This window comes from Rahnella bruchi (genome assembly GCF_003614975.1).
In the GTDB taxonomy this organism is placed as follows: domain Bacteria; phylum Pseudomonadota; class Gammaproteobacteria; order Enterobacterales; family Enterobacteriaceae; genus Rahnella; species Rahnella bruchi.
In genome coordinates, this window is sequence record NZ_QZWI01000015.1 from 55,675 (window position 1) to 79,291 (window position 23,617).

24 protein-coding genes are annotated in these 23,617 nt (G+C 53.5%); 13 read left to right on the forward strand and 11 right to left on the reverse strand.

Going from position 1 to position 23,617, the window contains the following annotated elements; translation table 11 throughout:
* Nucleotides 1-5: 5 nt before the first annotated feature.
* Nucleotides 6-1,058, forward strand: coding sequence for an AbrB family transcriptional regulator (locus tag D5398_RS20365; protein WP_415838489.1), 1,053 nt, complete (start codon nt 6-8; stop codon nt 1,056-1,058).
* On the opposite strand, the gene rarD is transcribed toward D5398_RS20365, so the two are convergent.
* Nucleotides 1,023-1,937, reverse strand: a complete 915-nt coding sequence (rarD, locus tag D5398_RS20370; protein WP_120509255.1) for an EamA family transporter RarD — start codon at nt 1,935-1,937, stop codon at nt 1,023-1,025. The two genes, D5398_RS20365 and rarD, sit on opposite strands and share 36 nt — an antisense overlap.
* Nucleotides 1,938-1,984: 47 nt before the next feature.
* A complete protein-coding gene (locus tag D5398_RS20375) occupies nt 1,985-2,467 on the reverse strand; it encodes a thioesterase family protein (protein ID WP_120509256.1) in 483 nt (160 codons plus the stop codon).
* Between the two features lie 254 nt (nt 2,468-2,721).
* Between D5398_RS20375 and pldA the strand changes: the two genes are divergently transcribed.
* From pldA to rhtC, 3 genes are all read left to right on the forward strand, one after another.
* Complete coding sequence (pldA, locus tag D5398_RS20380; protein ID WP_120134476.1) at nt 2,722-3,600, forward strand: phospholipase A; 879 nt, start codon at nt 2,722-2,724, stop codon at nt 3,598-3,600.
* 129 nt (nt 3,601-3,729) lie between these two features.
* Nucleotides 3,730-5,562 carry an ATP-dependent DNA helicase RecQ gene (gene recQ / locus D5398_RS20385; RefSeq protein ID WP_120509257.1) on the forward strand — a complete coding sequence of 611 codons (1,833 nt, stop codon included), beginning with the start codon at nt 3,730-3,732 and terminating at the stop codon, nt 5,560-5,562.
* Between the two features lie 41 nt (nt 5,563-5,603).
* Entirely contained in the window at nt 5,604-6,221 is a 618-nt protein-coding gene (gene rhtC, locus D5398_RS20390) for a threonine export protein RhtC (protein WP_120509258.1), read from the forward strand.
* 61 nt (nt 6,222-6,282) lie between these two features.
* Here the strand turns inward: rhtC and rhtB are convergent, their stop codons facing one another.
* The gene (rhtB, locus tag D5398_RS20395) at nt 6,283-6,903 is read right to left on the reverse strand and encodes a homoserine/homoserine lactone efflux protein (protein WP_120134479.1); all 621 of its coding nucleotides are present in this window, start codon (nt 6,901-6,903) and stop codon (nt 6,283-6,285) included.
* Nucleotides 6,904-7,024: 121 nt separating this feature from the next.
* On the opposite strand from rhtB, the gene pldB reads away from it, so the two are divergent.
* The gene (gene pldB, locus D5398_RS20400) at nt 7,025-8,017 is read left to right on the forward strand and encodes a lysophospholipase L2 (RefSeq protein ID WP_120509259.1); all 993 of its coding nucleotides are present in this window, start codon (nt 7,025-7,027) and stop codon (nt 8,015-8,017) included.
* A gap of 48 nt (nt 8,018-8,065) precedes the next feature.
* Nucleotides 8,066-8,875: a sugar/pyridoxal phosphate phosphatase YigL gene (gene yigL / locus D5398_RS20405; RefSeq protein ID WP_120509260.1), complete on the forward strand. Its 810-nt coding sequence runs from the start codon at nt 8,066-8,068 to the stop codon at nt 8,873-8,875.
* Between the two features lie 61 nt (nt 8,876-8,936).
* Here yigL and glpT read toward each other — a convergent pair whose 3' ends face one another.
* The 3 genes from glpT to D5398_RS20420 form a co-directional block, all read right to left on the reverse strand.
* Nucleotides 8,937-10,289, reverse strand: a complete 1,353-nt coding sequence (gene glpT / locus D5398_RS20410; protein ID WP_120509261.1) for a glycerol-3-phosphate transporter — start codon at nt 10,287-10,289, stop codon at nt 8,937-8,939.
* 238 nt (nt 10,290-10,527) lie between these two features.
* The gene (locus tag D5398_RS20415; RefSeq protein WP_120509262.1) at nt 10,528-11,094 is read right to left on the reverse strand and encodes a DcrB family lipoprotein; all 567 of its coding nucleotides are present in this window, start codon (nt 11,092-11,094) and stop codon (nt 10,528-10,530) included.
* A 125-nt stretch (nt 11,095-11,219) separates the two neighbouring features.
* Entirely contained in the window at nt 11,220-11,891 is a 672-nt protein-coding gene (locus D5398_RS20420; protein ID WP_120509263.1) for a 7-cyano-7-deazaguanine/7-aminomethyl-7-deazaguanine transporter, read from the reverse strand.
* Nucleotides 11,892-12,129: 238 nt separating this feature from the next.
* Here D5398_RS20420 and tusA point away from each other — a divergent pair, with 238 nt between their 5' ends.
* Nucleotides 12,130-12,390 (forward strand): sulfurtransferase TusA, encoded by a 261-nt coding sequence (tusA, locus tag D5398_RS20425; RefSeq protein WP_120509264.1) that lies wholly within the window; start codon nt 12,130-12,132, stop codon nt 12,388-12,390.
* Nucleotides 12,391-12,426: 36 nt separating this feature from the next.
* Here the strand turns inward: tusA and D5398_RS20430 are convergent, their stop codons facing one another.
* Entirely contained in the window at nt 12,427-14,784 is a 2,358-nt protein-coding gene (locus tag D5398_RS20430) for a zinc/cadmium/mercury/lead-transporting ATPase (RefSeq protein WP_120509265.1), read from the reverse strand.
* 114 nt (nt 14,785-14,898) lie between these two features.
* A complete protein-coding gene (locus D5398_RS20435) occupies nt 14,899-15,525 on the reverse strand; it encodes a lysoplasmalogenase (RefSeq protein WP_120509266.1) in 627 nt (208 codons plus the stop codon).
* Nucleotides 15,526-15,743: 218 nt separating this feature from the next.
* On the opposite strand from D5398_RS20435, the gene D5398_RS20440 reads away from it, so the two are divergent.
* Nucleotides 15,744-16,106 carry a DUF2500 domain-containing protein gene (locus D5398_RS20440; protein ID WP_120509312.1) on the forward strand — a complete coding sequence of 121 codons (363 nt, stop codon included), beginning with the start codon at nt 15,744-15,746 and terminating at the stop codon, nt 16,104-16,106.
* 9 nt (nt 16,107-16,115) lie between these two features.
* On the opposite strand, the gene D5398_RS20445 is transcribed toward D5398_RS20440, so the two are convergent.
* A complete protein-coding gene (locus tag D5398_RS20445) occupies nt 16,116-16,394 on the reverse strand; it encodes a DUF1145 family protein (protein ID WP_013577475.1) in 279 nt (92 codons plus the stop codon).
* A 1-nt stretch (nt 16,395) separates the two neighbouring features.
* Nucleotides 16,396-17,007, reverse strand: a complete 612-nt coding sequence (gene rsmD / locus D5398_RS20450; RefSeq protein ID WP_120509267.1) for a 16S rRNA (guanine(966)-N(2))-methyltransferase — start codon at nt 17,005-17,007, stop codon at nt 16,396-16,398.
* Nucleotides 17,008-17,233: 226 nt separating this feature from the next.
* Between rsmD and ftsY the strand changes: the two genes are divergently transcribed.
* The 4 genes from ftsY to rpoH all read left to right on the forward strand — a co-directional run bounded on the left by ftsY (nt 17,234) and on the right by rpoH (nt 21,593).
* Nucleotides 17,234-18,769, forward strand: coding sequence for a signal recognition particle-docking protein FtsY (gene ftsY, locus D5398_RS20455; protein WP_120509268.1), 1,536 nt, complete (start codon nt 17,234-17,236; stop codon nt 18,767-18,769).
* A 5-nt stretch (nt 18,770-18,774) separates the two neighbouring features.
* A complete protein-coding gene (gene ftsE, locus D5398_RS20460) occupies nt 18,775-19,437 on the forward strand; it encodes a cell division ATP-binding protein FtsE (RefSeq protein ID WP_095924229.1) in 663 nt (220 codons plus the stop codon).
* Complete coding sequence (gene ftsX / locus D5398_RS20465) at nt 19,437-20,417, forward strand: permease-like cell division protein FtsX (protein ID WP_120134490.1); 981 nt, start codon at nt 19,437-19,439, stop codon at nt 20,415-20,417. The genes ftsE and ftsX overlap by 1 nt, the downstream gene beginning before the upstream one ends.
* A gap of 318 nt (nt 20,418-20,735) precedes the next feature.
* A complete protein-coding gene (gene rpoH / locus D5398_RS20470; RefSeq protein ID WP_120509269.1) occupies nt 20,736-21,593 on the forward strand; it encodes an RNA polymerase sigma factor RpoH in 858 nt (285 codons plus the stop codon).
* A 75-nt stretch (nt 21,594-21,668) separates the two neighbouring features.
* Here the strand turns inward: rpoH and panM are convergent, their stop codons facing one another.
* Nucleotides 21,669-22,049 carry an aspartate 1-decarboxylase autocleavage activator PanM gene (panM, locus tag D5398_RS20475; RefSeq protein ID WP_120509270.1) on the reverse strand — a complete coding sequence of 127 codons (381 nt, stop codon included), beginning with the start codon at nt 22,047-22,049 and terminating at the stop codon, nt 21,669-21,671.
* Nucleotides 22,050-22,452: 403 nt separating this feature from the next.
* Between panM and D5398_RS20480 the strand changes: the two genes are divergently transcribed.
* Nucleotides 22,453-23,565: a branched-chain amino acid ABC transporter substrate-binding protein gene (locus D5398_RS20480; RefSeq protein WP_120509271.1), complete on the forward strand. Its 1,113-nt coding sequence runs from the start codon at nt 22,453-22,455 to the stop codon at nt 23,563-23,565.
* Nucleotides 23,566-23,617: the final 52 nt, after the last annotated feature.

The window sequence follows — 23,617 nt, forward strand, 5'->3', positions numbered from 1 at the left end:
AAAGGATGGCTCCGGCGGGCCAGTGGTTTATACTCGTTGTTGCCTCGCTTGTCCTGGGCATTATTTTTCAGACCTTCCATGTGCCAGCCGCACTGTTACTGGGGCCGATGATTGTCGGCGTCATCATGGGGCTGCTGGGCGCCAGCGTGCGTATCCACCCGCTGTTTTTCAAAATCTCTCAGGGCGTTTTGGGTTGCATGATTGCCCAAAGCCTGTCGCCGTCGATATTACCTCCGTTACTCAATGACTGGCCGCTGGTGCTGATGGTGCTGGTCGCAACGCTGCTGGCCAGCGGCCTTTCCGGCTGGCTGCTGGTGCGCTTTAGCCAGTTACCCGGCCCGACCGGTGCATGGGGTTCATCCCCCGGCGGTGCCAGCGCCATGGTCGCCATGGCCGGGGATTTCGGGGCAGATGTACGTCTGGTGGCGTTTATGCAGTATCTGCGCGTGCTGTTTGTTGCCACGGCTGCCGCATTTGTTGCCCGCATGGCGATGGGCGACAGCGCGTCGCTGGCGGCTGCGGTCGTGTGGTTTCCGCCGCTGACGTGGCGCTTTTTCGCCACGGTATTTCTGGCGCTGGCGGGCGTCTGGCTCGGGCCGCGTTTGCGTATTCCTTCCGGCGCATTGCTGTTTCCTGCGGTGGTCGGTGCGGTCTTACATTCCACCGGCACCGTCACGTTAGAAGTACCGGAATGGTTGCTGGCGATGGCTTATACCCTGATTGGCTGGAGTGTCGGACTGCGGTTCACGCGTCCCATTTTCAAACTGGCACTGCGTACGCTGCCGCAGATGATCGCATCGATTATCGGGCTGATGCTGATTTGCGGCGGTATGGCGTGGGTGCTCACCAAATTACTTGGCGTGGATATGCTGACGGCGTATCTGGCGACCAGCCCTGGCGGGCTGGACACCGTGGCCATTATTGCAGCAGGGAGTCATGCGGATTTAGGGTTTGTGATGGCGATGCAGACGTTGCGTCTGATCACCATCCTGGCGACCGGTCCGGCGATGGCGCGGTTTATATCACGCAGCGCTGTTCCCGCTTCTTCCTCGTCGTAAACGGCCCTGGGTGTAGAGTGCGTCGGTGATAAAGCACAGCAATCCCACCCAGATAAATCCAAAGGTGATGAGCTGCGATGTATTAACGGTTTCGCCGTAGAATACTACCGCCAGCAGGAACATCAGTGTCGGGCCGAGATACTGGAAAAACCCCAGCGTTGAAAGCTTCAGTCGGGCGGCGGCGGCGGTGAAGAACAGCAGCGGAATAGTGGTAATAATCCCGGCGGCCATCAGCAGTAAATCCAGCGACCACGGATTAGCAGCCAGATTGCTGGTCGGACTGTTGGCGATAAAGAACAGATAGACTCCCGCAACTGGCAGCAGCCACAGCGTTTCAATCAGCATGCCCGTTTGCGAATCCACACCGATTTTTTTACGCAGCAGACCATAAAAGGCAAATGTCAGTGACAGCCCGATAGCGATGATGGGCACCGAACCAAAAATCCACACCTGAATCAGTACTCCGCCGAAAGCCAGCGCGACAGCAAACCATTGCAAACTACGGAATCTTTCCCGCAAAAACAGCATGCCAAGCACCACATTCACCAGCGGATTGATAAAGTACCCCAGGCTGGCTTCCAGAATGTGATCGTGATTTATCGCCCAGATAAAAATCAGCCAGTTCCCACCGACAAGCAGGGCGGTAATCAGTAACATGCCGACTTTCTTTGGTTGTGCCAGCACCCGCCGGACATCGCCCCAGCTGCGGCTGACGGAGAGCAGCACTAACATAAAGAAGAATGACCAGATCACCCGGTGAGTCAGAATTTCATCAGCAGGCACCTGTTTGATCAGTTTGAAGTACGCGGGCGCGACTCCCCAGATCAGATAGGCGATAAAGGCAAAAATAACACCTTGCCGGGTACGTTGTGCGTCCATGAGGTACCTGAAAAAAGAGTAAGGAAAGAAGCGGAGTTTACCTGATCTCAGCCGACCATATAGGTCGCCGTGGTCGTGGCGATGTGAACGCCGGTATCACTGTGCAAATCGACACGCGCCACCGAAACTTTATTCCCGGCGCGGACCAGGCTTGCCGAAGCAATAAAGTAATCACCACGGCCCGGACGCAGATAATCCACGCGCAAATCGATGGTACCCATTTTTGATAACCGCTGGCGCATTTCCGCTTCCAGCAACGGGTGATCGGGTTTGTCGCGGCGGATAAGCGAACTGGTCACGCAGACCAGACCGGCGGCGACATCCAGCACTGCCGCAATCACGCCGCCATGCAGGATTTTTTGTGCAGCATTGCCCACCAGTTTGGTCTGGTTGGTAAATTTTAATTCTGCGTAATCGCAGTCGAGACGTTTCAGCTCGAGGCCCAGTTCGCGGTTAAACGGCATATCGTAAACGAAAATATTGCCGATCAGTTGCAGGGCAGCCTCGTGGCTGAGGGACAAAGCAGACATGAATGAATTCCTGACGAAAACGAGTGGAACCTATGTTCGCCGAAAAAGTTAACGAAGTGTTGATTTTAGGTGCGGGAGAAAGGGATTACTACCTGACGAACGATAAATGTATTACATATTCATGTGGAAATGTATTTGCATGTAAAATACTCTGCTGCGAGATTTTTGGAATTTAGCCAATAATTCGCCGATCAAAACAGCAGGATTATTTCAAAAATAATTAATCAATAACTTTAGGGCGAGGATAAGGAATAATGCGTAAAAATTGGGCTGTCGGTGCCACGTTGTTGGCGTTGCCATTAGCAGGCTTTGCAGAAGAAGCCACGGTACAGGAAGTGCATGATAAACCTGCTGTGCGCGGAAGCATCATTGCGAATATGCTGCAGGAGCACGACAACCCGTTCACTTTGTATCCTTACGAACCGAACTATCTGCTGTATACCGATACCAGCAATATCAATAAGAAAGCGATTCAGTCTTATGACTGGGCGAACGAAGCAAAACATGACGAAGTGGCTTTCCAGCTGAGTCTGGCATTCCCTTTATGGCGTGGAATTGCGGGTGATAACTCGGTTCTCGGTGCATCTTATACGCAGAACTCTTTCTGGCAGCTTTCCAACCGCGCCGCGTCTTCGCCTTTTCGTGAAACCAACTACGAACCGCAGCTCTTCCTCGCCTGGGCAACGGATTATGATTTCCTCGGATGGACACTGCGTGAAGCAGAATATGGCGTCGTCCATCAGTCTAACGGCCGCTCAGACCCGACTTCCCGCAGCTGGAACCGCGTGTACGCCCGCTTTATGGCGCAACACGGCAACTGGCAGGTGGATTTAAAACCGTGGTATCGCATTCCTGAAAGCGATGAAAACGACGATAACCCGGACATCAACAAATACATGGGTTATTACCGCCTGAAAGTGGGCTATGCATGGGGCGACAGCGTGTTCAGCGTGGAAAGTCGTTACAACTGGAATACCGGCTACGGCGGCGCAACCACCGGCTGGAGCTACCCGATTTCCAAACAGGTTCGCTTCTATACTCAGGTCTTCAGCGGGTATGGCGAATCCCTCATCGACTACAACCATAAGCAGACCCGTATCGGCGTCGGTATCATGCTTAACGACATCATGTAATTCCCGCCATACGTCTGGTTGCAGTTGCGTTAGCTGCATCGCAGATAATTTAGGGTATATTATGTCGGTGCAGTACAGCCCCGGCGGCTTTTGGGCTTAGCCGGGTGGTTTGAACAGTTGGGGAATTGAGTGTCTACGGCGGCAGTGATAAACAAAGAAGAGCTGGCTCATCAGGTATTACGCGATACCTTCGGTTATCAGCAATTCAGACCAGGCCAGCAAACTATCATCAACACCGCCATTTCTGGCCGGGATTGTCTGGTAGTGATGCCAACCGGCGGCGGTAAATCGCTGTGCTATCAAATCCCTGCACTGGTGATGGACGGCCTGACGCTGGTCGTTTCGCCGCTCATTTCCCTGATGAAAGATCAGGTCGATCAGTTGATGGCGGCGGGCGTTGAAGCCGGTTGCCTGAACTCGACGCAGACCCGCGATCAACAGCAGGAAGTGATGGCCGGTTGCCGCGCGGGACGCATCAAAATGCTGTATATCGCGCCGGAACGCCTGATGATGGGCGATTTCCTCGAACAGCTGCAACAGTGGAATCCGGCGATGCTCGCCGTGGATGAAGCTCACTGTATTTCCCAATGGGGCCACGATTTCCGTCCGGAATACCGTGCGCTCGGCCAGCTGAAACTGCGCTATCCGCAGTTACCGGTGATTGCGCTGACCGCAACCGCCGATGAAGCCACCCGTAACGATATTGTCCGGTTGCTGGAACTGAACGATCCGCTGATTGAAGTCAGCAGTTTCGACCGCCCGAATATTCGTTACACGCTGGTGGAAAAATTTAAGCCGCTCGATCAGCTGATCCGCTTTGTGCAGGATCAGCGCGGCAAAAGCGGCATCATTTATTGTAATAGCCGTGCCAAAGTCGAAGACACCGCCGCCCGTCTGCAAAGTCGCGGTCTGAGCGTGGGTGCGTATCACGCCGGACTGGATAACGAAACCCGCGCCCGCGTGCAGGAAGGTTTTCAGCGCGACGACCTGCAAATTGTGGTCGCCACCGTCGCCTTCGGTATGGGCATTAACAAACCTAACGTGCGTTTTGTGGTGCACTTCGATATTCCGCGCACCATTGAGTCCTATTATCAGGAAACAGGCCGTGCCGGGCGTGATGGCCTGCCTGCGGAAGCGGTGCTGCTTTACGATCCGGCTGATATGGCCTGGTTGCGCCGTTGCCTGGAAGAAAAACCGGCGGGAGCGCAGCAGGATGTGGAACGCCACAAACTGAATGCCATGAACGCCTTTGCCGAAGCGCAAACCTGCCGCCGTCTGGTGCTGCTCAATTACTTTGGCGAAGGCAAACAGAATGCCTGTGGTAACTGCGATGTGTGCCTGGATCCGCCAAAACGCTACGACGGTTTGCTGGACGCGCAGAAAGCGCTGTCAGTCATCGCTCGTGTCGGACAGCGGTTTGGTCTGGGTTATGTGGTCGAAGTTCTGCGCGGCTCGAACAATCAGCGCATCCGCGAATACGGTCACGAAAAGCTGTCGGTCTATGGTATCGGTAAAGAACACAGTAACGAGCACTGGACCAGCGTGGTTCGACAGCTGATCCACCTCGGGCTGGTGATGCAAAATATCGCCATGCACTCCGCGTTACAACTGACCGAGTCAGCGCGTCCGGTATTGCGTGGCGAAATTCCATTGCAGCTGGCGGTGCCACGAATTCAGACGCTGAAGATTAAAAGTACTTCCCGCCAGAAAACATACGGCGGAAACTACGATCACAAGCTGTTTGCCAAATTGCGTAAGCTGCGTAAGTCGCTGGCGGATGAAAATAATGTGCCGCCTTACGTGGTGTTTAACGATACGACGCTGCTGGAAATGGCGGAGCATCTGCCGATCAGTCCGAGCGATTTGCTAGATATTACCGGCGTCGGGCAGCGTAAGCTGGAGAAATTCGGGCGACCGTTTATGACTATGATCCGTGACCATATCGATAACGGCGACGAATAAGAATTCTGTTCCCTACCTACATATAATACAGAGAGTTAATCATGCTGATGTTATTCCTGACGGTTGCGATGGTTCATCTGATTGCGCTGATGAGTCCGGGGCCGGACTTCTTCTTTGTTTCACAAACCGCTGCCAGCCGGTCGCGGAAAGAAGCCATGATGGGTGTGATTGGTATTACGCTGGGCGTTCTGGTTTGGGCCGCCGTTGCGCTGATGGGTTTACATTTGATTCTGCAAAAAATGGCCTGGTTGCATCAGGTCATCACCGTCGGTGGCGGCCTGTATCTGTGCTGGATGGGCTGGCAGTTGCTTAAATCTGCGCGTGCTAAAAAGCAAAGCGGCGATGAAACACCGGTGGAATTACCCGCCCGTGGTCGCACGTTTATGCGCGGACTGCTGACCAATCTTTCCAACCCGAAAGCTGTGATTTATTTCGGCAGCGTATTCTCCATGTTCGTTGGCGACAGCGTCAGTGGCGGCGAACGTCTGGGTATATTCCTGCTGATCGTCGTCGAAACCCTGGCCTGGTTCTCGTTAGTGGCACTGGTTTTTGCCCTGCCGAAAATGCGTCGCGGGTATCAGCGTTTAGCAAAATGGATTGATGGTGTGGCGGGCGTGGTGTTTGCGGGCTTTGGTATCGCGCTGATCATGAATCGTTAATCAGAAAATAGTCAAAAAAAAGGGTCCGGTTTATACCGGGCCCTTTTTGCATTCTGAAGGATCACACCTTTCTGGCACTCGCCAGCAATACACCGACCAGCATAAACAGCGAGCCGAAAATGCGGTTCAGCAGTTGCATCTGTTTCGGGGCTTTTACCCAGTTGGCGATGCGGGTGGCCAGCGTTGCATAGCCAATCATCACAATGATATCCACCACGACCGTTGTCGTGCCCAGTACCACATATTGTGCAGCCTGCGGCTGGTGAGCAATGATAAACTGCGGGAACAGTGCGGCGAGAAACACAATGCTTTTCGGATTGGTCAGGTTCACCAGAATGGCGCGTTTGAACAAACGACGACGCGGCATACTGCTGGCGAGCGCGTTCAGGTCAATCGCACCGGCAGAACGCCACTGGCAAATGCCCAGCCAGATTAAGTATGCCGCACCGAGCCATTTGAGAATTTCAAAGGCCATCAGCGATGATGAAATGAGTGCGCCGAGCCCGATACCCACCAGCACGATGTGGATGGTCAAACCGAGCTGTAAGCCGGCAATCGATGCCACGGCACCACGATAGCCGTGGCTGATGCCCGTACTCATGGTATTAATCGCGCCGGAACCGGGTGATAAACTTAAAATAGAAGTGGTGAGCAGGTAGGTTAACCACCAGTCCAGTGTCATTGCGAGACTCCCTGAGTACGTTTTAGGTTGTTTTATGGCACAATACGCCATTGTCTATAATTGCGCTATAACTCACAAATAACACTTTCTTCCTCTCCGTTTGACGACTCTGGATCATTGAATGCCTGTGAATTTTGCGAAGTGGTTAACACGTGAGAAGGAGTTTGCTGCCTTTGCGACCGGGCCTTTGCTGGATTTCTGGCGGACGCGCGAAGAAGGTGAGTTTAGCGGCGTCGATGATGTTCCTATCCGCTACGTCCGGTTTTGTTCCCCTGAGCACGATAAAGTCATCGTGGTGTCACCGGGGCGTATAGAAAGCTACGTAAAATATCCTGAAGTGGCCTACGATTTATTTCATTGCGGCTATGATGTCATGATTGTCGATCACCGCGGGCAGGGGCGTTCCGGGCGTATGCTCGACGACCCGCATTGCGGCCACGTGAAACACTTTGACGATTATGTCGAAGATTTCGAGAGCTTTTATCAGCGGGAGATTGCGCCGCGTCAGTACACTAAAAAGTTCGCGCTGGCACACTCCATGGGCGGCGCGATCCTGGCGCTATACCTGGCGAAAAATCCGCAGAATTTCGATGCTGCGGCGTTACTCGCGCCGATGACCGGTATTTATTTGCCGATGCCGGGTTGGTTATCCCGCCGCATTCTTAACTGGGCAGAGAATCGTCCGGTTCGTCGTGATGGTTATGCGCTGGGCACAGGACACTGGCGTCCGTTGCCATTTGTGGTCAATCGCCTGACGCACAGCCGGGCACGTTATCGCCGCAATCTGCGTTTTTATGCGGATTACCCTGAGTTGCAGGTCGGCGGGCCCACCTATCACTGGGTGCGTGAAGGGATTGAGGCGGGGATGCATATCCTGAAAGAAGCCGAAAAAATCACCACTCCTGTTCTTTTATTGCAGGCGAGCGAAGACCGCGTGGTGGATAACCGGTCCCATCTTGCTTTTTGTCAGGCCATGGCCGTTGCGGGACACCCTTGTGAAGGGGAAAAACCGCTGGTCATCGAAGGCGCGCGCCACGAGATCCTGTTTGAACGGGACGACCTGAGGGCACAGGCGCTGGACGCTATCATGCGCTTTTTTGCGCGACAGCTTTAATCCGCGGTTCGCCGCGCACAACTCCATCAGAGGTTAGAACCTAACGCTATGTACCATGTTGTTGCTTCCGATTTAGATGGCACGCTGCTATCACCTGATCATACCCTGAGCCCGTTCGCTAAAGAGACGCTGAAACTGCTGACACAGCGCGACGTGCATTTTGTGTTCGCCACCGGGCGTCACCATATCGACGTGGCGCAGATGCGCGACAATCTGGAAATCAGTGCGTACATGATCACCTCCAACGGTGCGCGCGTGCATAACACCGACGGCGATCTGATTTTCTCGCACAATCTGGATGAAGATATCGCCAGAGACCTGTTTGGCATCATGCATAACAACCCGGATATTCTGACCAACGTTTATCGCAACGACGACTGGTACATGAACCGTGACCGCGCCGATCAGGATGATTTCTTCCGCGAATCCGTTTTCAAATACAAACTGTTTGAACCAGGTTTGCTGGAAACCGACGGTATCTGCAAAGTGTATTTCACCTGTGAAGACCACGAAAAACTGCTGCCGCTGGAAGAAGCGATCAATGCGCGCTGGGGCGATCGTGTGAACGTCAGTTTCTCACTGCCGGTTTGTCTGGAAGTGATGGCGGGTGGCGTATCGAAAGGCCATGCGCTGGAATATGTATCCAAGCTGATGGGCTATTCGCTCAAAGATTGCATCGCGTTTGGTGATGGTCTGAATGACCTTGAAATGCTGACGATGGCCGGTAAAGGTTGTCTGATGAGCGGTTCCTTGCCGCGTCTGAAAGCCGCAATGCCGGATGCAGAAATCATCGGCTCTAACGCGGATGACGCCGTACCGCATTACCTGCGCAAGATGTATCTGGCTGAAGAAAGCTAATCCGCAGTAAAACCAAAGCAGGGTTTCCACTCTGCTTTGGTTCCCTTATTATCCTCTCGAATCAGGCATTTCTCGCCAGCTGCGCCTTGTGTTTGTTCTCACTCAGCATGGTCAGTAACAGCAGCAGAACGGCCAGCACGCAACCGGCGATCATTACGATAAAACCGCCGTCCCAGCCAAAGTAATCCACGGTGTAACCGACAATCGCACTGGCCGCAACCGAGCCACCCAGATAACCAAACAAACCGGTAAAGCCTGCCGCGGTTCCGGCTGCTTTCTTCGGTGCCAGCTCCAGCGCATGTAAACCAATTAGCATCACCGGACCGTAAATCAGGAAGCCGATGGTGATCATACACGCCATATCAATACCCGGATTGCCGACCGGATTCAGCCAGTAAACCACCGTTGCGATAGTCACCAGCACCATAAAGAACACGCCGGTGGCGCCGCGGTTGCCTTTAAACACTTTGTCTGACATCCAGCCGCACAGCAACGTGCCGGGGATCCCTGCGTATTCATAAAGGAAATACGCCCACGAGGATTTATCCAGCGCGAAATGTTTCACTTCTTTCAGGTATGTCGGTGACCAGTCGAGAATGCCATAACGCAGCAGGTAGACAAATACGTTAGCCAGCGCGATGTACCACAGCAATTTGTTGGGCAAAATGTACTGCATGAAAATCTGTTTCGCCGTCAGTTCCTGCTCGGCAGACTCTTTCACATAGTCCGGCGGATAATCGTTTTTGTACTCTTCAATCGGAGGCAAACCGCAGGATTGCGGCGTATCGCGCATGGTCATAAAGGCAAACACGGCCAGCAGGATCGCGCCGAAAGCAGGCATATACAGCGCCGCGTGCCAGTCGTTAAACCACGCCATACCGAGCAGAAACAGCAACGGAGGAATGCCGCCGCCGACGTTATGCGCGCAGTTCCACACCGACACCACGCCGCCACGTTCTTTCTGCGACCACCAGTGGACCATGGTGCGACCGCACGGCGGCCAGCCCATTCCCTGGAACCAACCGCACAGGAACAGCAGCACAAACATAATGGCGATGCTCGACGTTGCCCACGGCACGAAGCCCATAAACAACATTACCGATGCGGCCAGAATTAAACCGGCGGGCAAAAACACGCGCGGATTCGAGCGGTCAGACACCGAACCCATAATGAATTTTGAGATGCCGTAAGCGATGGAAATCCCGGACAACGCAAACCCGAGATCGCCGCGGGAGAAGCCCTGATCAATCAGATAAGGCATGGCCAGCGCGAAGTTTTTGCGTACCAGATAATAGGCCGCATAACCGAAGAAAATCCCCATGAAGATTTGCCAGCGGAGACGGCGGTAGAGCGGATCGACGTGAGCCTCATCAACAGGAGCTTGGTGGGGCGCGGGTTTAAAGATACTGAGCATAAATGCCTCCGATGGCATAAATCAGGTCGGACTCATCATGAGCCACGAACGGAATGGCGGAGCCAGTGTGTTCCAAAACGAACATCATTTTAGCCATTCGCGCACAAACGAACTGTGATTTATGACGGAATTGTTACATTTATATTACAGTGGAGGCGGAATCTGTGAGGATGAGTAACAACATAAGACAAAAAAGGCGGAGCCTGAGCTCCGCCTGATAGCTTCACAACAACACAAATTACTGAATTTTCAGAGTGTTGATAATAGCTTCCGCATCAATCTGCGCCTGCTGCTGATTATCCGCCGGCAGGGTGATTTGCATGGTCAGCAAATGGCTGTCGACTTTACCCAGCACAATGGAAGAATAGGCTTTCTGGCCCGCCGATGTGATCACAGTGTCCAGCTGTTGCAGCGTCTGACCATTCACCTGAATAGATTTATTGGTCACAATCTGCAGATTAGTATCACGGGCTTTTTGCTGATCCTGTAAACGACCCGCCAGAACGTCAAGTGATTCGGTGGTGTTATCACCGAGGATCACAATGACGGCTTTCTGACCGGTGCTGTCAGCGTATACGTGCATGTTATTGGCCTGAGTGCCCAGCTTGCCGCTCTGGTCGCTCATTCCCTGCGGCAGGGAGAAGGTGACTTTACCTTCCAGCAGGCTGACCGGCGCGGTTGCTGCCGTTGCTGCGGCGGCTGGCGCACCTTTATCGGCGGCAGGTGCGTCGGTGGTTTTACCGTCACACGCAGCCAGACCGGCGATCAATACTGCCATTCCCATCATTTTCGCGATATTACGCATCGGGCTTCCTTAAGTGGCCTGTTCACCAGGCTTACATGTTGACTTAACGGCCTTTATGGCAACCTATTCAGGCCATAAATGCAAGTCAGATTATGGCGCGATTTGTGTCTTACCGGAGAACAATTTTAGTGCGCGCGGAGGGCAGAATGCGGGTTATTTCCCTGCACTGATAAACGCTTCAGCAGCATATTCAGCAGCATGCCATACATCGGCAGGAAGAACACCAGGCAGATCAGTACCTTGAACGTATAATCCACCATCGCGATTTCCACCCAGTGCTGCGCCATAAAGGCATCAGTACTTTTGTAGAAAGCGATGAAGAAGAAGGACAGCGTGTCGCTGATATTGCCGAGGAACATCGAGGCCACCGGCGCAATCCACCAGCGGCGGTTCTGACGCAGGCGGTTGAACACGTGAACGTCGAGGATTTGTCCCAGCACATAGGCCATAAAACTGGCGGTGGCGATACGGGCGACCATGATATTCAGGCTGCTGAGCGCTTGCGCGCCCTGCCATTGGGCTTCAAAGAATAACGCCGAGATGACATAGGAAATGGCCAGCGCAGGTACCATCACGGAAAGGATGATCCGTCGTGCCAGCGGTGCGCCGAAAATCCGCACGGTCAGGTCAGTTGCCAGGAATATGAACGGGAAAGTGAACGCGCCCCAGGTGGTATGGAAACCAAAAATGGAAACGGGCAGCTGAACCAGATAGTTACTGGAGGTGATGATGGCAATGTGGAATAGCGAAAGCCATATCAGCGCGGAAAACCGCTGCTGAGCAGTAAAGGAGTACATACATGTGACCTTTTTTTATTAGCAGATTGGGGTGAGGGAACCCAAGAATATTTTTACTTTCGCAGCGATTATCGCATGCGGCGCGCATAGTACCTGTTTGCGCCCCGTTTGCGCAACAGATACGACGGTTAATTTTAGCGCAATGCGCCGTGTTTGTTGCGTCAGAAAACCAGCGGGTTAAACTATCCGCCTTTGCCAAACAACCGCCCATTGACGAATGCAGATGTTGAGAAACGAAATGACCGATCCCTTTATCAACCCTGACCACCGCCTCGACGCGCTGGGTCTGCGTTGCCCGGAACCTGTGATGATGGTTCGCAAAGCGGTACGCACCATGAAAGATGGAGAAACGCTGCTGATCATCGCCGATGATCCGGCAACGACCCGCGATATTCCCGGTTTCTGCCGTTTTATGGAACATACGCTGCTGGCGTCGGATACGGAAAACCAGCCGTACCGTTATTTACTTTGCAAAGGTCTGGTCGAAAAACAGGGCTGATATTTCAGCCCTGAGTCTTGTTCCCTTCGATTAAGTTCACTTCGATTTATTGCGCAACAGCCTCAGCGCATTGGCGGTGACCAGTGCCGTTGCGCCGGAGTCCGCCAGCACTGCCAGCCACAATCCGGTCAGCCCCATCAGCGTGGTGACCAGAAAAATCGCTTTCAGTCCCAGCGCAATCGTGATGTTCTGACGGATATTTGCCCGCGTGGCGCGTGACAGGCTGATCATCTGCGCCAGCCCGCTCAGGCGGTTGTGTGTCAGCGCCGCATCCGCCGTTTCCAGCGCGACGTCCGTTCCGCTTCCCATTGCAATACCAATGGTCGCGGCTTTCATCGCTGGGGCATCGTTAATGCCGTCACCGACCATCGCCACCGGTTTCTGCGCATTCAGTGCGGTGACTGCCGAAACTTTATCCGCAGGCAGCAAACCCGCTCGGAAATCAATACCCAGGCGATCAGCGATTGTTTTCGCCGCACGCGGATTGTCACCGGTCAGCATCACTGCCGACACGCCGAGCGCTTTGAGTTTCTGTAAGGCTTCTGCGGCGTCATCGCGCAGGCGATCCTGCATCGCAATCAGGCCTATCGGATTATCTTCCTGCAACACCACAACCACGGTTTTCCCGGTGGATTCCCAGTCAGTTATTTGCGCAAGGGTCTCTGTTGTCAGACTGTTTCCGGCCACGCTTTTGGGTGCCAGCACCTTAATCTTACGACCTGAAACTATCCCTTCGACACCAGAGCCTGCCAGCGCGCGGCGATCCTGCGCCGTCAGCGCTAACGGATTACTGACTTTGGCACGGGTTAAAATCGCCTGCGCCAGCGGGTGGTGCGACCCTTCTTCCACTGCTGAAGCCAGACTTAACACTTCGCCTTCACTGGCACCGTTAAGGGTTAAAACGTCGGTGACTTCCGGTTTACCTTCGGTCAGCGTACCGGTTTTATCCAGCGCGACAGTCTGAATCAGCGCCAGCTGTTCCAGCGCCGCACCGCCTTTGATTAATGCGCCCTGACGCGTCGCCGCAGCCAGTGCGGAGGTTATCGCCGCCGGAGTCGAAATCACCAGCGCACAAGGGCAGCCAATCAGCAGCAGCGTCAGCCCGCGGTAAATCCAGGTTTCCCACGAAAGTCCCATTGCCAGCGGCGGAACGATAATCACCAGCAGCGCCATCAGCATAATGACCGGCGTGTAATAGCGGCTGAAAGTATCGAGGAAACGCTCGATAGGCGCACGCCGTTCGTCAGCTTCTTCAATCAGTTGCAGAATGCGGTCGATGGCGCTGTTGCCGGGCGCGGAGGCCACTTCCAGATGCGCGAGGCGGTCAACGCACAGGCTACCCGCCGGGACTTTCTCCCCCGGCTGGCGGTCTACAGGCACCGATTCACCGGTCAGGGCGCTTTCATCGAAACTGGCGGCGCTTTGCAAAATGGCATCGGCGGGCAGACGTGCGCCAGCGGCGATTTCGATAACGTCACCGGGCCGCAAACGGCTGACCGGAACGGTTTCAGATTTGCCATTCACCACGCGAACAGCGGTATCGGGTATCAGCGCCATCAGCGATTTCACACCGCTGCGTGCCCGGTTAGCGGCAAAGGATTCCAGCCGTTCGCCTACCATAAACAGCAGCAGCACCATGGCGGCTTCGGCTGTAGCGCCGATAAAGAGCGCGCCGATCGCAGCAATGCTCATCAGCGTTTCAATGGCGAACGGCGAACCGGCGCGGGTCTGGCGGATGGCCTGACGAAGTACCGGCCACAATCCCACCAGCGTCGTGGCGATAAACGCGATTTCACCCAATTGTGGATTGAAATGATCCAGCACCCAGCTCAGCAGCATCAGAACCGAAAGGGCAATCAGCGGCAGCGCCTCTTTCAGGCGTGACTCTTCAGGTTGCGGGGTATTTTGTTCTTTATCGAGAGATTGCAGCGTGAATCCTGCGGCGGTAACGGCATTCTGTACGTTTTGCGTGATGTCAAAACCGGCGTCAATCACCAGTTTTTCTGTAGCAAAAAGCACTTTAGCGCGGCTGATACCGTCAATGCCGGACACCGCTTTTTCGATTTTTCGGGCACATGCCGGGCAGTCCATTCCTTCCACCATCCAGCTGTATTGCTGGCTGCCGGAAAGCGGCGCGCTGGGGTCATCTTCGCCCGGTGAGCCTTCCGCGCTGCCATCATCTGAGGTGTGTGAGTGCTCACCTATTTTCGGGGCGCAGCAACTGTCTGAGGTGGAAGCGCAAGTCGAAGCCGCCAGCGGGGCTTTATCACTGCAACAGCTGGCAGGATGCGTGCCGGACTGTACGGGCGCGCTGATTTTGTTGATATGCAATGCAGGCGCGCGTTTGCCCTGACATCCGCAGCTACAACTGTTGTTATTTTTCATTGGGATCATAAAGCCTCCGGTTCGAAACCGAGTGGAATTACCCCCATTGTAAACGTTGGAGTCAGCTCTAAGGTCAAGAACAATTTTGAGATAGCGGAACCAGAACGGTTCCGCCGCAGGAATTTACAGGTAAAGCGACCGGACTATCAGGAAGTGCCCGCCGAAGTAACAGGCGGCGATCAGGGCGTCAGCCGCGCGAAATTTGACGCGATAACGGCTGACCAGCCAGAAAATGTTCCCGAGCAGCAACAGCGCCGCGCCGCAAAACAGCGAAAACGCCATATCGGTACTGCGCGCGAAATACTGCTCACCGGCCAGCCAGACCATCAGCAGCGCCATGGCGATGTAAGTGGTCACTGCCCATCGGAGCTCGGCCAGTCGCGTCCAGATCACCGCCAGCAATATGGCACCGATGATCAGCAACGTCAGCGGCAACGGCCAGAAAAACGTAATGGTCATCTGGCTGGCGAAACTCAGCGTATACAGCAGATGCGAGAGGAAGAACGCCCCGATGGCGTACATGAACCGCTCTTCAGGCAGCAACAACAGGCCGTCTGCCACCAGCGTTGCCGCCAGTCCCAGCAGGATCAGATAGCTGTAAACATTGAGCGTAGGTGCCTGCCAGGCAAGCAAAAGCAGCAGCAATAACGTGACGGGTTTAAATACCCAACGTTGCCAGCGCGGTCCGCGATAGCTGGCATCAACAAATAACCAGCCAGAGAAAAATACAGCGAGGAATGGCCAACTCATTGTTTATCCTTATTATGTTTCAGAACTGAAAATCAAACTAACGCAAGGATCTGCCTTCAGGAAAACGCATCCTGTTTCCCTGTACTCATCCTCAGTGTAGGAGAGTCACCATGCCGCCGACAATCAGAAATCCCTGTATCGGACTGTCTGAGCTGCTCCCCTGTGGTAAATTGGACTGATTGATTCCTGTTTTTATCTTCAGCGAAGCCATCCAGATTATGAATAAACCCCCGATGATTTTTATTTTGTTTGTCCTGGTGATTGCGATTTTCGCCACCCGTCAGTATTTCCAGCAGCGGCGGACGAATGCTGATAATGATGCTGCGCCGCCGCGTTCGGTCAGCGTCGAGGTCACGGCCAAACGCGAATATTTATCCCCGAACCGTCGCTCACGTCAGCGCGAACATATTCCGGTCGAAGATAAGAAATATGAAGGATATTTCAAACCGCTGAGTGGCGGTTCAGAGATTAAATTGCAACTGGATGAAACAGCGTATAACACACTGGCGAAGGGACAAAAGGGCGAATTAACTGTGAAAGGGACACGGTTTGTGTCCTTTACGGCGCAGGACGCGCCGTAAAGCGGAAAACTATTTTTTAGCAGGCAACGGCGGCTGTTTTTTCTGCCACGCCATCAGCTCGAAGACGCCAAACAGGAAAATACGGGTTTGCAGCCACGGGCCGATGGTGTCCTTTTCCTTGCCCTGCGTGGCTTTAAGCAACATGACCTGCAAGCCGTGCATGAAGAACATGAACACAATCGCCACGTCTAAAAAGTATTTGATCGGCTTCGGGAAAGGGTGGATCAGGTTAAACGCCAGAAACGCCCAAATACATAACATCAACAACCGACCAATATTGATCAACATCTTACAGCTCCTGTTCTGGTGAGCCGGTTTCAGGCGTCACATCGCGATGGTAAAGACGATAAGCAACTTGTCCGGCGACTTTTTCGCGGTGCAGCCGCCAGCTGGCGGGCACATCCAACGTCCCGTGCTCGGCTTCTGTTTCGACATAAATCCAGGCTTCATCAGCCAGCCACTGGTTTTGCTCCAGCAGGTTCAGGGTGTCTTGCAGAATACCTTTACGGAAAGGCGGATCGAGGAAAACCACATCAAAGGCATTTCCGGCTTTTGCCAGCCAGTTCAATGTATTGACGTTAAATACTTTCGCATCACCGGCGTTTAGCAGCGCCAGGTTTTTCTCTAACTGTTGCGCAACCGGGCGTTCGAACTCCAGCAATGTGGTGCTCGCCGCGTAGCGTGACAACGCTTCCAGACCCAGTGCGCCGCTGCCTGCAAAACAGTCCAGACAATGCGCGCCCTGTAAAACCGGTGCCAGCCAGTTAAACAGCGTTTCGCGTACGCGATCGGTGGTCGGGCGCAATCCCGGACTGTGTGGAACCGGAAGTTTGCGTCCGCGCCATTGTCCGCCAATAATTCGGATCTGGCCTGCGGCGGGAGTATTGGGTTTCTTTGCCATAGTTCGCTTGTGTAATCCAAAGCCGTCGGGCTTCGTTGCATATCGTTTGGAAGGCTATTCTACCGGTGTGCGGGCATTGGGCAAATGTTTAACATTGTTGGTTGAAAAACCTCCGGAATTCAATACGCGGGCGTGTTGCCTGAAAGGGAAAGTGTTAGACTGCCTGACCATAACCTTATTAATAATCCGTTCGCCAGTCATTAACGGCGAGGAGTGAAGTTGTAAAATGGCAAAAGATAAAAAACGCGGTTTCTTCTCCTGGTTTGGCCGTGGCCGTCAGGAAGAAGAGCAGCAGAAGGAAGAAATCCACGAAGAACTGCCGGTTGTCGAAGAGCAACCTACCGGGACGCCTGCCGGTGAATCTGTCCATGAACCTATCCATGGAAAAACAGCTGAAGAACCCGGCGTGCCGGTTGAACAGCATCCGGGCGAATGGGATGCCGCGGCATCGACGGAATCCGCTGCTGAAATCGCGCCTGTAGCTGAACCGGTCCCGCACGTCGAACCTGAGCCAGAAATTGAACCTGAGCCAGAAGTGGAACCCGAGCCTGTCATTGAGCCGGAACCGGTTCGCGAGCAGGCTGCCGCTGAACTGGCAGAAGAAATTGTTCACATCACTGAGCAGGTTGCTGCACAGCCTGCCGTTGTTGAAGACGATCTTATTGAAGAAGACGTCGCTGAAGACGAGTTTGTTGAATCGGCTGCAGAAATCGCTGAAGACCAACGTCTGGACGCCATTGATTATGTAGAGGATGCCGTCGCTGCTGAAGAACCACTGCCGGTAACGCTGGATCCCATCGTCGTTTTACCTGCCGGTGAAACGGAGCAGGAACGTCCGACCAAAGAAGGTTTTTTCGCACGTCTCAAACGCAGCCTGGTCAAAACCAAGCAAAATCTCGGTTCCGGCTTTGTCGGGCTATTTCGTGGTAAGAAAATCGACGACGATCTGTTTGAAGAGCTGGAAGAACAGCTGCTGATCGCCGACGTTGGTGTCGAAACCACCCGCAAAATTATTGCTTCACTGACCGAACATGCTTCGCGTAAACAGCTGAAAGATGCTGACGCGCTGTACGGTAAGCTGAAGGAAGAAATGTCCGAAATACTGGCGAAAGTTGACGAGCCACTGGATGTCAGCGGGAAAACCCCGTATGTCATTCTGATGGTGGGTGTAAACGGCGTCGGTAAAACCACGACTATCGGTAAAATGGCGCGCCAGTTTGAAGCACAGGGTAAATCTGTAATGCTGGCGGCGGGCGATACCTTCCGTGCCGCAGCCGTTGAACAGTTGCAGGTCTGGGGTCAGCGCAACAAGATCCCGGTGATTGCGCAGCATACCGGTGCGGATTCTGCGTCTGTTATCTTCGATGCCATTCAGGCGGCGAAAGCCCGTAATATCGACGTGCTGATTGCTGATACCGCAGGGCGTCTGCAAAACAAAGCGCACCTGATGGAAGAGCTGAAGAAAATTGTTCGGGTGATGAAGAAGCTCGACGAAGATGCGCCGCATGAAGTGATGCTGACGCTCGACGCCAGCACCGGCCAGAACGCGGTGAGTCAGGCGAAATTGTTCAACGAAGCCGTCGGGCTGACCGGGATAACGCTGACTAAACTGGATGGCACCGCGAAAGGCGGCGTGATCTTTGCCATCGCCGATCAGTTCAGCATTCCGATCCGCTACATTGGTGTCGGTGAAGGTATCGAAGATTTAAGGCCGTTTAAGGCAGACGATTTTATTGAGGCACTTTTTGCCCGAGAGGATTAATACGGATGATTCGCTTTGAACAGGTCAGTAAAGCTTATCTGGGCGGACGACAGGCGCTTCAGGGCGTCAACTTTCACATCCAGCAAGCGGAAATGGCATTTCTGACCGGACACTCTGGCGCGGGTAAAAGTACCCTGCTCAAGCTGATTTGCGGCATTGAGCGCCCGAGTGCCGGACACATTTTGTTTGGCGGCCATGACATCAGCCGTCTGAAATCCAGCGAAGTACCTTTCCTGCGTCGTCAGATCGGCATGATCTTTCAGGATCACCATCTGCTGATGGATCGCACCGTCTATGACAACGTAGCGATGCCGCTGATCATTTCCGGTGCCAGCAGTGAAGATATCCGCCGCCGTGTTTCAGCGGCACTGGATAAGGTCGGATTACTGGATAAAGCGAAAAACCTGCCCATCCAGCTTTCCGGCGGTGAACAGCAGCGTGTGGGCATCGCCCGTGCGGTGGTGAACAAGCCTGCGGTGCTGCTGGCAGATGAACCGACCGGTAACCTGGATGGCGAACTGTCAGAAGGCATTTTGCGTTTATTCGAAGAATTTAACCGCGTGGGCGTCACCGTTCTGATGGCGACGCATGATGTGGGTCTGATCGCCCGTCGTAATTACCGCACGCTGACGTTAAGTCAGGGGCGCATGTCGGGAGGGATGTACTAATGGCGAACAGTCCGAACCCGGCGAAAACCGCAAAAAGCGCCCGCGCAGCAAAAAGCAAAGCGTTGCAGGGCGGCTGGCGCGAACAGTGGCGCTATGCGTGGATGAATGCGCTGGCTGACATGCTGCGTCAGCCGCTGGCGACATTGCTCACGGTGATGGTGATCGCCATCTCCCTGACGCTGCCGAGCGTCTGTTATCTGGTGTGGAAAAACGTCAGTACCGCGGCTGAGCAGTGGTATCCGACGCCGCAGCTGACCGTGTATCTCGACAAAGCGCTGGATGATGACGCCGCAGAAAACGTGGTGAAAACCCTCAAAACCGAAGCGGGCGTGGATAAAGTTAACTATCTGTCCCGTGAAGAAGCGATGGGTGAATTCCGCAACTGGTCAGGCTTTGGTGGTGCGATGGACATGCTGGAGCAAAATCCGCTGCCAGCTGTGGCTATCATCACGCCTAAAATGAATTTCCAGGACTCAGCAACGCTCAACACATTGCGTGATCGCGTGGCGGCTGTGCATGGTGTTGACGAAGTGAGGATGGACGACAGCTGGTTTGCGCGTCTTGCGGCGCTCACCGGGCTGGTCGGACAGATTGCCGCGATGATTGGCGCTCTGATGGTGATCGCCGTCTTCCTGGTGATTGGTAACAGTGTGCGTCTGAGCATCTTCAGCCGCCGCGATACTATCAACGTCATGAAGCTGATTGGCGCGACCGACGGGTTCATTTTAAGGCCGTTCCTGAACGGCGGGGCAATGCTTGGTTTCACCGGTGCATTGTTGTCGCTGATCCTCTCAGAAGTGCTGGTACTGCGGCTTGAGAGCGTGGTGACGCAGGTCGCGCAGGTCTTCGGTACCACCTTTGACCTGCACGGTCTGGGCTGGGACGAAAGCTTACTGTTGCTCATCGTGTCCGCCATGATTGGCTGGATTGCCGCCTGGCTGGCAACGGTTCAACATTTACGACGATTTACACCACAGTAGCGATAATTTGCTATAATGTTCCCCTGCTGCTCAGTCTTTGTGTACAGGGGAACAGCCGATTCTTGCTTTTTCGCCCCATCATTTTCCTGCTTCCCCTGCAATGGCACAAATTCACTATCCAATAGTCAGTCTGTCACATACAGTCTTCAGACTGTTGAATCTGCCCGTGAACTTTATGTAAAATTCGTGGTCGAAGAGCAGCGAATATGAAGGGCTCGGCGTTGCTTTGTTGTCGCCAATAATGGCCAGCAACGTAGCGGTATCATCCCGCAGCAACGTGGTATAAAACCTGCATTACGTCATACATGAGAGGCTTGAATGACCAAAGAAATGCGCACTTTAGCATTAGTCCCCCAAGGTAGCCTGGAAGCCTATGTTCGGGCCGCCAATGCCTATCCTATGCTTACCGCAGAGGAAGAACGGGCACTGGCTGAACGGCTGCATTACGACGGTGATCTGGAAGCAGCGAAAGAGCTGATCCTGTCTCACCTGCGCTTTGTTGCTCACATTGCCCGTAACTATTCAGGCTACGGTTTGCCACAGGCAGACCTTATCCAGGAAGGGAATATCGGCCTGATGAAAGCGGTTCGTCGCTTTAATCCGGAAGTTGGTGTGCGTCTGGTGTCCTTTGCCGTGCATTGGATCAAGGCAGAAATTCACGAGTATGTGCTGCGTAACTGGCGCATCGTGAAAGTCGCTACCACCAAAGCCCAGCGTAAATTGTTCTTTAACCTGCGCAAAAACAAACAACGTCTGGGCTGGTTCAGTCACGACGAAGTCGAGCACGTTGCCCGCGAACTGGGTGTGACCAGCAAAGATGTGCTGGAAATGGAATCGCGCATGGCCGCTCAGGACATGACGTTTGATCCGACCCCGGACGATGAACCACGCGACGGCGCAGCGATGGCACCGATGCTGTACCTGCAAGACAAGAGTTCTGACTTTGCAGAAACCATCGAAGAAGATAACTGGGATCAGGACGCGACCGACAAACTTTCCTGTGCAATGGAAGGTCTGGACGAGCGCAGCCAGGATATTATCCGTGCCCGCTGGTTAGACGACGAAAACAAATCGACCCTGCAAGAGCTCGCCGATAAATACGGTGTGTCCGCAGAACGTGTTCGTCAGCTGGAAAAGAACGCGATGAAAAAACTGCGTATGGCGATCGAAGCCTGATCCCGTACTTTGCAGTAACGAAAAAGCGACCTTCGGGGTCGCTTTTTTTTTATGCCTGAAATCTGATGCCGGGGTTTACGGCTTCGTCCAGATATTCCCTTCCAGTGAAAACCCGCACGCCTGCATAAATGCAGGGGTGACAGCGTCGTCATCAGCTTTCATCGTCCAGCTTTTCACCTGTGGCAACTGCGCCTGCAAATCTTCCAGCAGATATAACCCGACACCGCGACGGCGCGTCACTTCTCGCACCAGCAGATCTCTTAGTTCAGCCTGATTGCCGTCGAGCGTAATTTTCACTGCGCCGAGAATACGTTCGTTAAACACCGCGGCAAACAGAGCACGGTCATTTTGCAGGCTGGCTTGCCAGTCGCTTTCGGTTTGCTCCGGCCAGATTTTTGCCAGGTCGATGAGATCCTGCGCGCTGAGTGACGTCAGTTTTTGGATAGTTAATTTCATGATGCGGAAGGTCAGAAAAAGGAGGTGTTTAGTGTAGCGGAATCCACTAAAAATCGGGCGTAACTTTTTTTGTACAGTAACAGGTCGAAAAGTTTTTTAGCGATCTCTGCATAAGCGATAAATGTTGGCTTTAATTAATAAAGCCAGTGTTAACCACTGATTGTTTAATTCCGCACCGCCTTTTCACCCAAATAAAATTCTGTTTACACCTCATATTTCTGATTGTGCTATTTGATTTGCAGAAGAAAATTCCTGTTTAATGATATGAATTATAAAGTCTTATTCAAAAATAAGACGAAATAAGCCGGTAACTCATTATTACTTATACCAAATTTCGTAAGTGACGATGTTTTGAACAGGCAAAAAAGAGCAAACCACAACACACATCAAACGGGGTAATCGGATGAAAGTAACTAAGGGTAAGATCTGGCTGGCAGGTTGTATTGCAGTAGCAATGAGTCAGGCGGCATTCGCAAAAGACATCAAAGTCGCCATTGTTGGTGCAATGTCAGGTCCGGTCGCCCAGTACGGTGACATGGAATTTACGGGTGCAAAACAAGCCATCGCTGACATCAACGCCAAAGGCGGCGTGAAAGGCGACAAACTGGTTGGCATAGAATATGACGATGCCTGTGACCCGAAACAAGCGGTTGCAGTAGCGAACAAAGTGATCAACGACGGTATCCGTTACGTCATCGGTCATCTGTGTTCTTCTTCTACTCAGCCTGCTTCCGATATCTATGAAGACGAAGGCGTGCTGATGATCACCCCTGCTGCGACCAACGCAGACCTGACCACCCGTGGTTATAAAATGGTGATGCGCACCACCGGTCTGGATTCCGACCAGGGCCCGACAGCAGCAAAATACATCCTCGACACTATCAAACCAAAACGCATCGCCGTTGTGCATGACAAACAACAGTACGGCGAAGGTCTGGCCCGTTCTGTACAGGACGCGCTGAAAAAAGGCGGCGGCAACGTCGTTCTTTTTGAAGGCGTGACCGCTGGCGACAAAGACTTCTCTACGCTGGTTGCGCGTCTGAAGAAAGAAAACGTCGATTTCGTTTACTTCGGCGGTTACTACCCGGAAATGGGCCAGATCCTGCGTCAGTCAAAACAGGCCGGTCTGAACGCGAAATTCATGGGTCCGGAAGGCGTGGGCAACTCCTCACTGTCTAACATCGCCGGTGATGCCTCTGAAGGTATGCTGGTGACTCTGCCAAAACGTTATGACCAGGTTCCGGCCAACCAGCCAATCGTAGATGCGCTGAAAGCCAAGAAACTGGATCCAACCGGCCCGTTCGTCTGGACAACTTATGCGGCATTGCAGGCGCTGACTACCGGTATGGAACGCAGCGGCAGCATGGAACCGGCTGACATTGCTAAAAATCTGAAATCAGCTTCTGTGGATACCGTAATGGGCCCGCTGAGCTGGGATGAGAAAGGCGACCTGAAAGGATTCGAATTCGGTATTTTCGAGTGGCATAAGGACGGCACGTCTACCCCAATCAAATAAAGGGTCTCAATTCCTCCCCTGCGAAGGGGAAGGCTATCACCGTTCTGCTCCC

What these genes read in the sequence shown, in the direction of transcription:
- D5398_RS20365 (WP_415838489.1), top strand. Translation starts at nt 6, where the DNA reads ATGGCTCCGGCGGGCCAGTGGTTTATACTCGTTGTTGCCTCGCTTGTC.
- rarD (WP_120509255.1), bottom strand. Translation starts at nt 1,937, where the DNA reads ATGGACGCACAACGTACCCGGCAAGGTGTTATTTTTGCCTTTATCGCC.
- D5398_RS20375 (WP_120509256.1), bottom strand. Translation starts at nt 2,467, where the DNA reads ATGTCTGCTTTGTCCCTCAGCCACGAGGCTGCCCTGCAACTGATCGGC.
- pldA (WP_120134476.1), top strand. Translation starts at nt 2,722, where the DNA reads ATGCGTAAAAATTGGGCTGTCGGTGCCACGTTGTTGGCGTTGCCATTA.
- rhtC (WP_120509258.1), top strand. Translation starts at nt 5,604, where the DNA reads ATGCTGATGTTATTCCTGACGGTTGCGATGGTTCATCTGATTGCGCTG.
- rhtB (WP_120134479.1), bottom strand. Translation starts at nt 6,903, where the DNA reads ATGACACTGGACTGGTGGTTAACCTACCTGCTCACCACTTCTATTTTA.
- pldB (WP_120509259.1), top strand. Translation starts at nt 7,025, where the DNA reads ATGCCTGTGAATTTTGCGAAGTGGTTAACACGTGAGAAGGAGTTTGCT.
- yigL (WP_120509260.1), top strand. Translation starts at nt 8,066, where the DNA reads ATGTACCATGTTGTTGCTTCCGATTTAGATGGCACGCTGCTATCACCT.
- glpT (WP_120509261.1), bottom strand. Translation starts at nt 10,289, where the DNA reads ATGCTCAGTATCTTTAAACCCGCGCCCCACCAAGCTCCTGTTGATGAG.
- D5398_RS20415 (WP_120509262.1), bottom strand. Translation starts at nt 11,094, where the DNA reads ATGCGTAATATCGCGAAAATGATGGGAATGGCAGTATTGATCGCCGGT.
- D5398_RS20420 (WP_120509263.1), bottom strand. Translation starts at nt 11,891, where the DNA reads ATGTACTCCTTTACTGCTCAGCAGCGGTTTTCCGCGCTGATATGGCTT.
- tusA (WP_120509264.1), top strand. Translation starts at nt 12,130, where the DNA reads ATGACCGATCCCTTTATCAACCCTGACCACCGCCTCGACGCGCTGGGT.
- D5398_RS20430 (WP_120509265.1), bottom strand. Translation starts at nt 14,784, where the DNA reads ATGATCCCAATGAAAAATAACAACAGTTGTAGCTGCGGATGTCAGGGC.
- D5398_RS20435 (WP_120509266.1), bottom strand. Translation starts at nt 15,525, where the DNA reads ATGAGTTGGCCATTCCTCGCTGTATTTTTCTCTGGCTGGTTATTTGTT.
- D5398_RS20440 (WP_120509312.1), top strand. Translation starts at nt 15,744, where the DNA reads ATGAATAAACCCCCGATGATTTTTATTTTGTTTGTCCTGGTGATTGCG.
- D5398_RS20445 (WP_013577475.1), bottom strand. Translation starts at nt 16,394, where the DNA reads ATGTTGATCAATATTGGTCGGTTGTTGATGTTATGTATTTGGGCGTTT.
- rsmD (WP_120509267.1), bottom strand. Translation starts at nt 17,007, where the DNA reads ATGGCAAAGAAACCCAATACTCCCGCCGCAGGCCAGATCCGAATTATT.
- ftsY (WP_120509268.1), top strand. Translation starts at nt 17,234, where the DNA reads ATGGCAAAAGATAAAAAACGCGGTTTCTTCTCCTGGTTTGGCCGTGGC.
- ftsE (WP_095924229.1), top strand. Translation starts at nt 18,775, where the DNA reads ATGATTCGCTTTGAACAGGTCAGTAAAGCTTATCTGGGCGGACGACAG.
- ftsX (WP_120134490.1), top strand. Translation starts at nt 19,437, where the DNA reads ATGGCGAACAGTCCGAACCCGGCGAAAACCGCAAAAAGCGCCCGCGCA.
- rpoH (WP_120509269.1), top strand. Translation starts at nt 20,736, where the DNA reads ATGACCAAAGAAATGCGCACTTTAGCATTAGTCCCCCAAGGTAGCCTG.
- panM (WP_120509270.1), bottom strand. Translation starts at nt 22,049, where the DNA reads ATGAAATTAACTATCCAAAAACTGACGTCACTCAGCGCGCAGGATCTC.
- D5398_RS20480 (WP_120509271.1), top strand. Translation starts at nt 22,453, where the DNA reads ATGAAAGTAACTAAGGGTAAGATCTGGCTGGCAGGTTGTATTGCAGTA.